Source organism: Paucibacter hankyongi, from assembly GCF_037482915.1.
In the GTDB taxonomy this organism is placed as follows: Bacteria; Pseudomonadota; Gammaproteobacteria; order Burkholderiales; family Burkholderiaceae_C; genus Paucibacter_A; species Paucibacter_A hankyongi.
This window is the reverse complement of the sequence record NZ_JBBHJX010000014.1, coordinates 63545-76243: the sequence shown is the minus strand read 5'-3', so window position 1 is coordinate 76243 and position 12699 is coordinate 63545. Positions and strand designations below refer to the sequence as shown.

The window sequence follows — 12699 nt, the reverse complement described above, 5'->3', positions numbered from 1 at the left end:
GCCCCGATTCCCATTCATCCGCACCGATTCACGCATTCAAGAAGGAAGCCGTCATGCCCTCTATCTCTCGCAAGAACTCGGCTGCCCCGACCCTGTTGGTGCTCGCCCTGCTCAGCCTGGCCGGCTGCGCCAATATGGACGAAACCCAAAGGGGAACGGCCAGCGGCGCGGCCATCGGTGCGGTGGCAGGTGCCATTCTCAGCTCGGCCACCGGCGGCAACGCGGGCACAGGCGCCGTCATTGGCGGCGCGCTGGGCGCCGTGGGCGGCAATCTATGGTCCAAAAACATGGAAGAAAAGCGCCGCGCCATGGAGCAAGCCACCCAAGGCACCGGCGTGGAAGTGACGCGCACGCCGGACAACCAGCTGAAGCTGGAAGTGCCCAGCGACATCTCCTTCTCCGTGGGCAGCGCAGCGATTGAGCCGCGCTTGCGGCCGGTGCTGGATGCCTTTGCCAACGGCCTGAGCGGCCAGGGCAATCTCTTGGTGCGCATCGTCGGCCACACCGACAGCACCGGCTCCGATGGCATCAACGACCCGCTGTCCAAGCGTCGCGCTGAGAGCGTGCGCGACTATCTGGAGGATCGCAGCATCAGCGGCAACCGCATTGAAGCCGTCGGCCGCGGCTCTCGCGAGCCGGTGGCCGGCAATGACAGCGCCGAGGATCGCGCCAAGAACCGCCGGGTGGAGATCTTCCTGCGCGAGCCGCAGGCCAAGAGCTGAGCCTGGGCTTAAGGGCTTTGCGGACTTGCCGCCGCATCCGCTGAAGCCGAGCAGTCGCTCAACAAGAAGCTAAGTAGCTGCCGCACGACCGGGCGGTCAAGCGCCGCACGGCGATAAACCAGGTAATAGCTTTGCTGCAAGGGGCCAAGCTCACTCGGCGGTTTGGCCTTGCTCGCTAGGGTCTGCCCCGCCAAAGGCTCGAGCAAGCGCCCCTCGCGCAGGTCGTCCTGCACCAAGAGTCGCGGTGCCAGCGCCAGCCCCAAGCCTGCGCGCGCCGCTTCCAAGCACATCATGCCGTTGGCAAAGCTGGCGCTACCGACGCCGCCCTCTTCCAACTGCTGCTCCAGCATCAAGCCACAGGCCTGCAGCCAGCGCGGCCAACTGGGGTACTCGCTCATACCTTGCAAGGGGCGATCGTGCAGCAGGCGCAAGCGCGTCCAGTCGCTGTCCAAACTCAAGCCCTGCAGGCCCAAGCTCTGCAAGTAGGCCGGGCTGCAGACCGGAATCACCTCGGTGCTGAACAGCAACTGGCTACTGAGCTCGGCCCCCACGGCGGGCTGATAGTCCAGCAACAGGTCTTGCCGCTCGACATCGCGATCCAGCTCGGACTCGATTTCCAGATGGCAGTTGGGCAGCGCCGCCATCAGGGCCGGCAGGCGTGCCAGCAACCATCGATGACACAGCAAGGGTCGCACCGACAGATGCACCGTCTCCAGCTGGCGCCCGCGCAAGCCCTGCGTCGCCTGGCGCAAGATGCTGAAGGCTTCGCTGACCAAGGGCAGGTAGCGCTCACCCTCCGCTGTTAAACGCAGGCTCTTGGTTTCGCGCACAAAGAGCTGCACGTCCAGATAATCTTCCAGTTGCTTGACATGCAGGCTGACCGCGCCGGGCGTGACAAACAGCTCTTTGGCGGCCGCCGTAAAGCTGAGCTTGCGGGCGGCCACTTCAAAGGCGCGCAAAGCATTCAGCGGCGGCAGACGCTCCTTCAACACGGGGCGCAGCGATTCCAAGGGGGCGCGGGATGAACTCATGAATCAAGGCAGATCAAGATACGGCGTCTGACTGTAAGGCCGGTTCGCATGAGCGACGCCGCGCTCGGTGTTCGGCGCCGCCTGCATCTGAAACACCAGCTCGCCGCCTTGCATCAGATCTTCATGGCGCAGGACGCTGGACGCATGCACTTGGCCGTTCAAAAAGACTTCACCAACAAAAGCATTCTGCGCCGTCAGCCCTTCGGCACGGACGCTGAACTCACGCCCATTGGGCAATTTGAGTCGGGCCTGCTGGACGAAGGGCCGGCCGATCACATATTCATTGCTGCCCGGCGCCACCGGGTAAAAGCCCAGGGCGGTGAAGAGCAGCCAGGCCGACATCTGGCCCAGATCGTCATTGCCCGCCAGACCGGCCGGCCCACTGGCGTACTGCATCGGCACGATTTGGCTCAGGCGTTGCTGGGTCTTCCACGGGGCACCCGCATAGGCATACAAATAGGCGATGTGGTGGCTGGGTTCGTTGCCATGCGCGTAGTGGCCGATCAGGCCGGAGATGTCCTCCATATGCGCGTACATCTTGGGATTGGTTTCGGCCTCGAAGATCTCATCCAGGCGATTCACCAAGCCGGCATCACCGCCCAGATTGCCCACCAGGGCCGCGCAGTCATGCGGCATATACCAAGAATATTGCCAAGCGCTGCCCTCGGTGTAGTCGCTGCCATAGCCGGCGGCCGTGGGGTCAAAAGGCAGGCGGAACTGGCCGTCGCTGCCTTTGCCGCGGACAAAGCCGGTGGCGGGGTCGAGCAGATGACGGAAGCTCTGCGCACGTTGGTAGTAACGGGCCGCCACCGAGTGCTCGCCCAGAGCTTCGGCCATGCGGGCCAGGGTCCAGTCGTCGAAGGAGTACTCCAGCGTCTTGGAGGCGCCCTCGCCTTCCTTATCAAACGGGACATAGCCATGCTGAAGGTAGTCACCGATGCCGCCGTAAGGCGTGTACTCGGCACTGGCCTGCATGGCGCCCAGCGCGGCCTTGGCGTCAAAGCCACGCAAGCCCTTGAGGTAGGCGTCGGCGATCACCGGCAGGGCGTGGTAGCCGATCATGCACCAGGTCTCCAGGCCATGAAATTGCCAGACCGGCAAGATGCCATGCGGGCTGTACTGCTGAGAGGCCAGCAGCGAGTTGATGAAGTCGCCATTGCGTTGTGCGCCCTGCGTCAGCAAGAGCCAGGGATGCAGGGCCCGATAGGTATCCCAGAGCGAGAAGGTGGAGTGGTAGCTGAAAGACGGGCCAAAGTCCTTGGCCTGGTGCACCGCGTTGTCGGGCCCGCGGTAGCGGCCGTCAACATCCATGAAGAGGCTGGGCGCCTGGCAAGCGTGGTAGTGCGCGGTGTAAAGGCTGGTGCGCAGTTCGGGCTCGGCGTCGATGGCCATCACCTCCAAGGTGTCGGCCCAGGCCTTGGCGGCCAGCAGGCGCTGGGCCTCGAAGTCCCAGCCCGGCATCTCGCTCAGGTTCGCGATGGCGCCGTCTTCGCTGACGGCCGAGATGCCCACCTTGATCAGTAGTTGCTGGTCGGGCGGGATGTCGAACTCAAAGGCTGCCACCAGCGCGCGGCCTTCCAGCACGCGCTTCTCATGCGCCTCGCGGCCGGGCGTTCGAAAGCCGCGGTACTCCACATCGGTCTCGGTGTTGTGGAACTCGTGGCGGGCAAGCGGACGCGAGAACTCGATGGCGAAATAGAGCTGGCGGCCCGGCGCCCAACCGCGCGTCTCGCGCATGCCGGTCAGCAGCTGCGGCGTGCGCAGGCGCAGCCTTGACCACAGGTTTTTCCCCGGGTGGTTGTAGACGCTGGAGCGCAGGTCCAGCAGCAGCTTTGGGGCTGCGCCGGGCTCGAAGTGATAACGGTGCAGGCCGACGCGATCACTGCAGGTCAACTCCACATCGATCTCATGGTCCAGCAGGCGCACCGCGTAATAGCCGGGCTGAGCGCGCTCCAGATCATGCGAGAAACGCGAGCGATAGCCAGTCATGGCGCGCTCGGGGTAGCCGGGCTCCAGCTTGGTGGCGCCGGTGAAGGGCATCAAGAGCACATCGCCCAGATCGCCATGGCCGGTACCAGAGAAATGCGTGTGCGAGAAGCCGAGGATGGAATCGTCTTCATAACGATAGCCAGCGCACCAGGGGTAGGCCTGGCGGTGGTGGCGATGCTGGGTGTCCGGGCCGACCTGCACCATGCCGAAGGGTCGGGTGGCCGCCGGGTGGCAATGGCCGTCGCCGCCGGTGCCGATGAAAACGTCAACCGCGGCATAGGCCGAATCGGTCGCGAACTGGCCCTGCGATGCCGGCCCTTGAGGCTGGCTGGGCGTGTTGAAAATAGACATGGTCTTGAGCGCCGGGGCGACACCGGCAGCGGAGAGAATTTCGAAGTGCAGCCATGCTAGTGGCGGCAGGGTCAAAGCGCGCGGCCACGATGGGCGATTGTTTCTGGGTGCTGGGGTCAGCTTTTTTAAGGGGCTTCCAAAACGCAAGAAAAGGACGGGCCTCTTGCAAGCGCCCGCCCTTCTCATCTCATGGCCCCCGCACTCAGCCGGTGGCCTTGGTTCAGCCGCCTCAGAAGCGATAAGCGCCGGTCAGGTAGACGGTGCGCATCATGGGACTGGCGTAGCGCGAGTCATAGCCCACCTGGTGACCCGAGCCCGAGCGCAGGCTCAGGGGCGGCTCCTGGTTAAGCAGGTTCTTCACACCCAGACGCAGCTCCAAGGCCGGGTTGACGTTCCACTGCCCCTGCCAGTCCAGCGTCATATAGCGGGGCACATCGAGGGTGATGGTGGTGTTCTTGTTGGTCGCCAGGTCACGCACAGGCGCCGTGCGATCGGCATAGCCCGAGCGCATATTCAGGGCAAAGCTATTGCTGATGCCCCCTGAGTCCAGCGTCACCGTGGCACGCGCAATATTGCGCGCCGTCACCCCGCCGTTTTCGCCGTAACGGCCCAGGCTGCTGGTGAAGTCGTCCGTGGTGCCCGCGCGGGTGTAGGAGGACTCGATCATGTACGTGCCGCTCAGCTCGCCGGTCAGGCGCCCAATGTCGGTGTTGGCGCGAGCGATCAGGTTCCAGTCGACGCCACGGTAAATGGCCTGACCAATATTGGTGGAGACGTTGCGGAAGGCGTAATAGGCCTGCTTCTCCTTGGGTTGCTGAAAGGTGGTGAACAAGTCCTTGTACTTGGCCGGGTCAGCAAAGGCCTGCTCTTCCGACACGCCGGAAACCGCATCCTTCAGCTTAACCTGCCAATAGTCCAGGCCGATGCCGAATTGGGCCGTGGGCTCGAAGCGAATGCCGAAGGCCGCTTGCTTGGAGGTCTCGGGCCGCAGCTGGGCATTGCCGCCAGACATCTGGGTGTACTGGTCCGGGCCCAGCTTGCAAGGCGCTGTATTGGGGACGGGGCAGTCGTAGCGGCCGCCGGTCACACCAAAAGGCACTTCGGGCTGAGCGATGTCCAGCATCGAAGGCATCTTGAAGCCGGTGCCGTAGGAGCCGCGCAGCAGCAGGCTAGACAGCGCCTGATAACGACCCGAGATCTTGTAGGTGGTGCCGCTGGCGCTCTTGCCCACAGTGCTGTTGTTGAGCTTGTCCTTGATCGCGCCGGTGTTGTCATAGCGCAGGGCTGTGGTCAGCTCCAGCCCCTTGATGATGGGGATCAGGGCCTCGACGAAGACGCCGGCCGTGTGGCGCTCCAGCTTGTAGGCTTCGGTCGGGCTGTAGTTGTAGATATCGCCATTGGTGGCCGCGACGGAAGGTGCCTGCTCATAGCTGTAGTGACGCAGGTCGCCACCCAGGCCCAGACTCAAAGCGCCACTGGGCAGTTTGAGGACCTCGCCGGAGGCTCGCACATCGATGCCGGTCAAAGCGGTCTTGGCGGTCGAGGTCTGGCCGTGGAAGATCGAATCCTGCATCTTCTGCAGCGCCTCGGGCGTCTGATTGCCGGCGGGGACAAATGGGTCAAAGCTGACATTGGCCATCATGGCCTCAAACTTGTCGGTGCGGAAGTAGCCCCCGTCATAGACCTCATCGCTCTTGCTGGCCGAATAGGTCAGGCCACCGCTGAGGCTCCAAGAACCCAGCTCGGCCTCGGCACCCAGCACAAGGTGCTGGGTGTCGTAGTGCTGGCGAGTGGTGCGCAGGCCGAAGTCCTGGCCGCGGTAAGCGGCGGTCACATCGGTGACGTTGGCGACCTGCTCGGCACTCAGATAGGGCAGGATGGACTTCTTGAAGTAGCTCGAACTCAGCGGAATGTCGATGGGCACCGGGTTGGCCGCCACGCGCGAGGTGATCAAAAACTTGGACAAGGCGACGTCCGAGAACAGGCGCAGCGAGTCATTGACCTTGAATTGGCCGGAGACAAACAGTGCGTCGCGCTTGTTTTCGGGATAGATCTCGATGGTGCTGGCGAAGTCAAAGCTGCAACGCTCGGTCACCACATCCTTGCTGACGGCGTTGGACAAGCTATAGAAATTGCGCTCCGCGCACTGATTGCCATTGCCCTTGTAGTAGGGATTGAAAACCCAGGCCGGCAGCTTGGCCTCAGGCTTGAACTTCACCGTGGCATTGGCGGGCACGGCGTAGGAGCTGGTCTGGTCGTAGATGTAGTTCTTGCCCTGGAAGCTCACCGGCAAATAGGAGGTGCTGCCGAACTTGCGGTCGGTGGCGGCCAACTGGCGCTGCTCGTCGTGGCGGTAGGACAGCATCACATTGAAGCGGTCTTTGTCGATATCCCCCACGCCGCCGGTGATGCTCAGATTGCCGTTGCGGCCGCCGCCCTCCAGGGGAACACCCAGCCCTGCCTCGATGCTGAAGCGTTGCACATTCTTCTTCAGCACAAAGTTGATCACCCCAGCAATGGCGTCGGCACCATAAAGCGCAGAAGCGCCATCGGTCAGCACTTCAACACGCTCGACGGCGCTCAGGGGGATGGAGTTCAGGTCCACCGCATTGCCCGAACCATAGGGCGCCACGCGGCGACCGTTCAAAAGCACCAGGGTGTAAGAGGCCCCGATGTCATGGATGCTGGCCTCGGCGCGACCGCCACCTCCGCCGACAGCACTGTCAATCACCGCAAAGCCCTGCATGGCCGGCAGACGCTGGATCACCTCGGCGGCCGAAGTGGCGCCGCTGCGGGCGATTTCCTTGGCTGTCACCACCTGCACCGGCAGCGAGCCCTCGGACGCGATGCGCTTGATGGACGAGCCGGTGATCTCCACCCGCTCCAGCTGTGCGGCGTCTGCCTGGGTCTGCGCCTGAGCCGCGCTCAGGGCCGTGCAGGCCGAGACCAGAACGGCCAGGGCTCGCGAGATATGTGTGGGCTTGAACATGAATGATGTCTCCTCGGTGTGCGAAAGAATCTTTGAACTCTCAAGACTTGCCCGCAGCAGGAAGGCACTAACGTAGACCTCGAGCGGCTTGCGGCAAACCAAGCGGCGCAGTGTGGTGGGCACATGGCGCCCCCACAAGCGAGCAAAGCTGCGGCTGAATTCAAAGAAAACTGGGCGAGGACAAACCCCTGACCCAGAAAAGCTGCGAGCCAGACTCAGTTCTGCTCTATCGCCTTCCCTGCCTTGCGCACGAAGAATGGAGCCATCCTTAGCCAAGGCGCAGGTCCAGCCATGCCGAAACGCAGCTCAAACGCTGACGAGGCCGCTGACATGACGCTTGAAACACATCCAATGAACATTCGCCTCTTTCTGTCGCTCGCGCTACTGGCATGGTCCGCCGCCCGGGCCGAGCTGCCGCCCGCAGCGCCCAAGCTCTCGCCCACCGTCGCGCCCGATGACGCCGGCTGGGTAAGGGTGGCCACACCGGCGGTGGACTACAAGAACGACGGATCCCCGGGTGCCCAGGCCTTCGCGGCCCTGGTCCCCGATATCGACCGCTATGTGCACGCCATCGCGCGCGGCGTGGTGCAGCGCCTCTACAAAAGCCCGGCCGACGTCCCCGCCTTCAAGACGCTGGAGCTGCGCATTCGAGAATGGCATGGCGAAAAAGGCAGCGTAGAACCCCAAGACGGCATCGCCTGGAAGGACGGCGAACCGCCCGAGCGCATCATCGTCAACGTCAACACCCGCTGGCTAGAAAAGTACGCGGCCAAGGGCGGCAATATGGCCGACGAGGTCAAGGGCATCCTGTTCCACGAAATGGTCCATGCCTACCAGCATTACGAAGGCATGCACGGCGCAGCCCTGGAAAGCTTGGCCGATTTGGTGCGCTACCAAGCTGGTTTCGGCTATGCCAAGGACCGCCGCGTGGGCGGCAGCTACACCGACCCCTACAAGTCGGGCGCCTTCTTCTTTGCCTACCTGGTTGAGCAAAAAGGCTTCGCCGACTTTGGCCCCTGCTTCAATGCCACAGCAAAACCTGGCTCCCAGTTCAAATGGACCTGGGAGAACGCGATCGGTGCTTGCGCCGGCGGCGGCGACGTGAAAGCGCTATGGTCCGAGTACCAGGCATGGATCCCCACTCAAACGACGAAGTAATGCGCGTGCGTCATCCCATGGGCTCACAGGGGACCGATCTCGCCACAATAGTGGGCAGGCGAGGCATCATCCGCCGTCCTCGCGCAATGCCAACAGAGCAAACATGACCCCGAATTCCTTGCGTCGCCGCCAACTTCTGGGTGCCGGCATTGGCCTGCCCTGGCTCGCCGCGCCCGAACTCAGCCAAGCCGCAGACGGCACCAAAACCCTGCGCTTGGCCTTCAAGGCGGCCGAGACCGGTTTCGACCCGGCCCGCATCTCCGACGGCTACTCGCGCGCCGTGACCGGCCATATCTTTGAAGCCTTGTTCTGCTTCGATCCGCTGGCCCGGCCGGTACTGATCAAGCCCTTGACGGCGGCGGCCCTGCCCGAGATCAGCAGCGACTTCAAGACCTTCACCATTCGCTTGCGGCCCGGCATCTTGTTCGCCCCCGACCCGGCCTTCAAAGGCCAGCCGCGTGAGTTGGTGGCGGCCGACTATGTCTACAGCTTCAAGCGCATCGTGGACCCGGCGACTATGTCGCCGATGCTGCCCTTTTTGCTAACGGCCCAAATGCTGGGCCTGAACGAGCTGCGCGAGCAGGCGCTGAAGAGCGGCAAGGGCCTGGACTACGAACAAGACATCCCCGGCCTGCGCGCCCTGGACCGCTACACCTTGCAGATCCGCGTGGCCGAACCGCGCCCGCGCCTGATCGAACGCCTGGCCAGCAGCGATATCTTTGGCGCGGTGGCCCGCGAGGTGGTCGAAGCCTATGGCCGCGATGTCGACGCGCATCCGGTCGGCACCGGCCCCTACCGGCTGGCGGAATGGCGGCGTTCCTCGCGCATTGTGTTGGAGCGCAATCCGGTCTACCGGGAACGCTTCTACGACGCCGCGCCGGCGGCCGACGACGCCGAGGGTCAGGCCTTGCTACAGCGCTTCAAGGGCCGGCTGCTGCCGATGGTGGATCGGGTGGAGATCGCCATCATTGAAGAAGACCAGCCGCGTTGGCTGTCCTTCTTGAACGGTCAGCTGGACATCCTCGCGGCCCCGGGCGACGGCGTGCCACCGCCCTTCATCAGCCAAGCCGTGCCGCACGGCCAACTGGCGCCGTTTCTGGCCAAGCGCGGGGTGCAGCTGTTCAGGCAACTCAATGCCGACTGCTCGCTGATCTATTTCGGCATGACCCATCCGGTGGTGGGCGGCCTCTCGCCCGAGCGCATCGCGCTGCGCCGCGCCATTTCCCTGGGCTACGACGTGCGTCGCAATATCGCCTTGGTGCGCCGCGGCCAGGGCATCCCGGCGCAAAGCCCCATCGTGCCGCACACCAGTGGCTACGACCCCGCCTTCAAGAGCGAGATGGGCGAGTTCGACCCGCAACGCGCCAATGCCTTGCTGGATGCCTATGGCTGGGGCCAGCGCGATGCCGAGGGCTTTCGCTTGCAGCCGCAGGGCGAGCGCCTGACGCTGGAGGTGGCCACCACGCCCGACCAGGCCGCAAGGCAGAGCGATGAGCTGTGGCGCATCAATCTGCAGCGCCTGGGTCTGCGGGTCCAATTCATCACCGCCAAATTCCCCGAACATCTGAAGTCGGCGCGCGCCGGCAAGCTGATGATCTGGGGCTTTGCCGTGCAGTCCGACGTGCCCGACGGGCTGGCTGCGCTGGCGCGCTACAACGGTCCGCAGGCCGGTTCGCAAAACGTCTCGCGCTTTTCGCTACCGCAGTTGGATCGCTTGTACCAGCGTCTGGAAGCCTTGCCCGACGGCCCCGAACGCGAAGCCGTGTTCCGCGAAAGCAAGCGCCTCGCAGTGGCGTTCGCGCCCTACAAAATTGTCGCCCATTTGATCAGCAACGATGTCGCTCAGCCCTGGGTGCAGGGCTATCGCCGCCCCTTGTTCTGGAGCGACTGGTGGCAGTATGTGGATCTGAGTTCGACCCCGCGCTGACGCTGCCCCGGCGGCTTTCGCCCGGCAGTGGTCCGCAGATCAGCTCGCGCAAATGCAGGCGTTCCGGCCGCCAAGACCCAGCGGCCCAGCCCACATGCGCAGGCCCCTGGTGAATCGGATGGAAGCGACTGCCGAAGACCCAATCCCACCAGGGTACGACGGTGCCATAGTTGCCGGCCTCGTTCAGCAACACGCTGTGATGCCAGCGATGCGGCTCCGCCCCACCCAGCCAAACGCGCAAACCGCGCAGACTGCCCGCCACATTGGCATGCGCCGCCAACTCCTGTGCCTGAATGAATAGCGCGGCCCAAAGCATCAAGTCCGCCGGCACCTGCAGCAAGAACCAGGGCAGCCAGCGCCCCAACTTGTTCCACAGCAGATTGAAGGGATGGACCAACACGCTATTGCTGGTGTTCACGGCCGTCGGCCAGTGATGCAGGGCATGCCATCGCCACAGCGCGGGCCGCTCATGGGCCCAGCGATGCAGCCAGTACGGCAGGAACTCACCCACGGCGATCACCAAGATCAATGCGATCGGCAAGGGCAGGATTTGCCAGCCTTGCTGCAACAGTAGGCTGACGCCAGCTTGTGCACCCCCAACCATGCTGTATTCACGCCAAGCCAGCGCAACCAGATTGGCCCCCAGCGAGAACAGGGTGTCCACAAGCGCGGCCAGACCTAGCGAGCTGGCATCGCGCCGCATATCGGCGGCATTGGCCTGCCAATCGGCACGCCCCGGTCGCAAGCGTTCGCACAGCATCAACCAGGCCAGCGCCAGCAGCGTGCCCGCGGCAAGGGTCAACTCATGACTCCAGCCCCAGTGCCAAGTCAGCAAAGCATAGGCTGGCAGGGCCAACAGCAGGATCAGGTGCGGCCAATTGAGCGGCTCGGGATTGAATTCAGCGGTAGGCAATAGGACTTGGCGGCGCGAGGCATCATGGTCTTTCATGGGGCATGATGCTGAGCCTTCTGATCGCCTTGCGCATTAACCTAGGTTCATGGAATCACAGCCCTGCCCACTTTGCGGCCCCGCCTTTGTCGAATGGTTGGCGGCTTGCCCCCAGCGCTCGGCGCGCTGGCAAGCGCTGCCGCGACGCAAGCTGCGCCGCGGCCAACGCCTCTTGGCCCAAGGGGAGACCATAGACCGGATCTGGTGGATGGAGCAGGGTTTGGCGCGCGGCTTTTTCCTCGACACCGAAGGCCGCGAGCGCAACCATGCGTTCTACGCCGAACTTGACTGGTTGGGTGCGGCCAGCATCGGCGCCCGCAGCCCCTGGCATTTGGAAGCCTTGGAGGCTGGCCTTGCCGTCGAACTCAGCGCCCAAGATTTGCAAGCCCTGCAAGCGGATTGGCCGCAAGCCCCAGCCTTGATCATGCAAGCCTTGCTTGCCGGCTTGGCGCGGCAGACGCAGCGTGAGCAGGACTTGCTGATGTTGGATGCGGCGGCGCGCTATCAATCGTTCTTGAACAGCGCCCCGGCCTTGGCCGAACGCTTGAGTCAAAAACACATCGCGAGCTATTTGGGCATCACCGAAGTGGCGCTCTCGCGCATCCGCAGGCGCCAGCGGGAAGGCGCCGGCCGGACTTAAGCCTTGATCTGAACCAGCGGCAAGAGCGCTTCAATCTGCGCGGGGCTCAAGGCGCTGGCGCCCGTTGACTGGCAGGCCGCGGCACCGGCGGCCACCGCCCAGCGCAAATGCTGGCCAGGCTCGGCATCGGGCCCCTGCATCAAGCTGAACAGCACGCCGGCCATGGAAGCATCGCCGGCACCCACGCTGTCGACCACCTCGATCTGCGGCGGGCTGGCATGGAACACTTGCTCATCCTGCCAAAGCGTGGCGCCCTCAGCGCCCTGGGTCAGCAGCAGCAAGGCGCGCGGATTCCAAGCCCGGATCTGCGCCAGCCCCGCGTCGATCGAATCGCTGCGGAACAAGCCGCGCAGGTCTTCGTCCGACACCTTGATGAGGTCCGCCAGGCGGCACATGGCTTGCAGCGTCTCGTCATAAGGGCGACCCATGGCGGCAGCGCGGAAGTTGGGGTCGTAGCTGATGCGCTTGCCCGCGGCCTTGAGCGACTGGGCCAAAACCAGCAAGCGTGTCGCCAGCGGCTCGCGGGCCAGGCTGATGCCGCCGAAATGCGCCCACAGCAGGGACTCGCGCCAGCCGCTAGGCAAGGCTTCGGGATGAAAGTGCAGGTCGGCACTGTCGTCGCCGACAAAGAAGTACTGCGGCGGCGTCAACTGATGCACCATCGCCAGCAAGGGCGACTTGCCCGGCACTGGCTGGATGAAGCGCAAATCCAAGCCGGCCAATCGGCTGGCGGCCAGCAGCGCATCACCGAACACATCCGCGCTGATGGCCCCGCCGAATGCAGACGGCACGCCCAAGCTGGACATCGCCCTCGCCACATTCCAAGGCGCACCACCATTGACCGAGAGCCATTGATCCGGGGCAACGCGAATCATGTCGGTCAGGGCTTCGCCGAACGATACAAACCTGGGCCAGTGGACGTTGGGCGAGCACATCGGCAGCG

At 64.0% G+C, this 12699-nt stretch carries 9 protein-coding genes; 4 read left to right on the top strand and 5 right to left on the bottom strand.

The genetic code is table 11. From position 1 onward, the window contains the following. Positions 1 to 53 precede the first annotated feature (53 nt). Positions 54 to 722: a YiaD family glycine zipper/OmpA-like lipoprotein gene (locus WG899_RS17810; protein WP_339596999.1), complete on the top strand. Its 669-nt coding sequence runs from the start codon at positions 54 to 56 to the stop codon at positions 720 to 722. A gap of 8 nt (positions 723 to 730) precedes the next feature. Here the strand turns inward: WG899_RS17810 and WG899_RS17805 are convergent, their stop codons facing one another. The 3 genes from WG899_RS17805 to WG899_RS17795 form a co-directional block, all read right to left on the bottom strand. Beyond that, complete coding sequence (locus WG899_RS17805) at positions 731 to 1753, bottom strand: LysR family transcriptional regulator (RefSeq protein ID WP_339596998.1); 1023 nt, start codon at positions 1751 to 1753, stop codon at positions 731 to 733. A 3-nt stretch (positions 1754 to 1756) separates the two neighbouring features. Then, complete coding sequence (locus tag WG899_RS17800; RefSeq protein ID WP_339596997.1) at positions 1757 to 4093, bottom strand: GH92 family glycosyl hydrolase; 2337 nt, start codon at positions 4091 to 4093, stop codon at positions 1757 to 1759. Between the two features lie 229 nt (positions 4094 to 4322). Beyond that, positions 4323 to 7082, bottom strand: a complete 2760-nt coding sequence (locus WG899_RS17795; protein WP_339596996.1) for a TonB-dependent receptor — start codon at positions 7080 to 7082, stop codon at positions 4323 to 4325. 351 nt (positions 7083 to 7433) lie between these two features. Here WG899_RS17795 and WG899_RS17790 point away from each other — a divergent pair, with 351 nt between their 5' ends. Beyond that, complete coding sequence (locus WG899_RS17790) at positions 7434 to 8240, top strand: basic secretory protein-like protein (RefSeq protein ID WP_339596995.1); 807 nt, start codon at positions 7434 to 7436, stop codon at positions 8238 to 8240. A 103-nt stretch (positions 8241 to 8343) separates the two neighbouring features. Then, on the top strand, positions 8344 to 10167 hold the full coding sequence (locus tag WG899_RS17785; RefSeq protein ID WP_339596994.1) for an ABC transporter substrate-binding protein: 1824 nt from the start codon (positions 8344 to 8346) through the stop codon (positions 10165 to 10167). Here the strand turns inward: WG899_RS17785 and WG899_RS17780 are convergent. Beyond that, positions 10067 to 11116, bottom strand: coding sequence for a sterol desaturase family protein (locus tag WG899_RS17780; RefSeq protein WP_339596993.1), 1050 nt, complete (start codon positions 11114 to 11116; stop codon positions 10067 to 10069). The two genes, WG899_RS17785 and WG899_RS17780, sit on opposite strands and share 101 nt — an antisense overlap. A 49-nt stretch (positions 11117 to 11165) precedes the next feature. Here WG899_RS17780 and WG899_RS17775 point away from each other — a divergent pair, with 49 nt between their 5' ends. Continuing rightward, positions 11166 to 11756: a Crp/Fnr family transcriptional regulator gene (locus WG899_RS17775; protein ID WP_339596992.1), complete on the top strand. Its 591-nt coding sequence runs from the start codon at positions 11166 to 11168 to the stop codon at positions 11754 to 11756. On the opposite strand, the gene WG899_RS17770 is transcribed toward WG899_RS17775, so the two are convergent. Next, entirely contained in the window at positions 11753 to 12691 is a 939-nt protein-coding gene (locus WG899_RS17770) for a carbohydrate kinase family protein (protein ID WP_444718871.1), read from the bottom strand. The two genes, WG899_RS17775 and WG899_RS17770, sit on opposite strands and share 4 nt — an antisense overlap. Positions 12692 to 12699 lie beyond the last annotated feature (8 nt).

What these genes read in the sequence shown, in the direction of transcription:
- WG899_RS17790 (WP_339596995.1), top strand. Translation starts at nt 7,434, where the DNA reads ATGAACATTCGCCTCTTTCTGTCGCTCGCGCTACTGGCATGGTCCGCC.
- WG899_RS17780 (WP_339596993.1), bottom strand. Translation starts at nt 11,116, where the DNA reads ATGAAAGACCATGATGCCTCGCGCCGCCAAGTCCTATTGCCTACCGCT.
- WG899_RS17795 (WP_339596996.1), bottom strand. Translation starts at nt 7,082, where the DNA reads ATGTTCAAGCCCACACATATCTCGCGAGCCCTGGCCGTTCTGGTCTCG.
- WG899_RS17785 (WP_339596994.1), top strand. Translation starts at nt 8,344, where the DNA reads ATGACCCCGAATTCCTTGCGTCGCCGCCAACTTCTGGGTGCCGGCATT.
- WG899_RS17800 (WP_339596997.1), bottom strand. Translation starts at nt 4,093, where the DNA reads ATGTCTATTTTCAACACGCCCAGCCAGCCTCAAGGGCCGGCATCGCAG.
- WG899_RS17805 (WP_339596998.1), bottom strand. Translation starts at nt 1,753, where the DNA reads ATGAGTTCATCCCGCGCCCCCTTGGAATCGCTGCGCCCCGTGTTGAAG.
- WG899_RS17810 (WP_339596999.1), top strand. Translation starts at nt 54, where the DNA reads ATGCCCTCTATCTCTCGCAAGAACTCGGCTGCCCCGACCCTGTTGGTG.
- WG899_RS17775 (WP_339596992.1), top strand. Translation starts at nt 11,166, where the DNA reads ATGGAATCACAGCCCTGCCCACTTTGCGGCCCCGCCTTTGTCGAATGG.
- WG899_RS17770 (WP_444718871.1), bottom strand. Translation starts at nt 12,691, where the DNA reads ATGTGCTCGCCCAACGTCCACTGGCCCAGGTTTGTATCGTTCGGCGAA.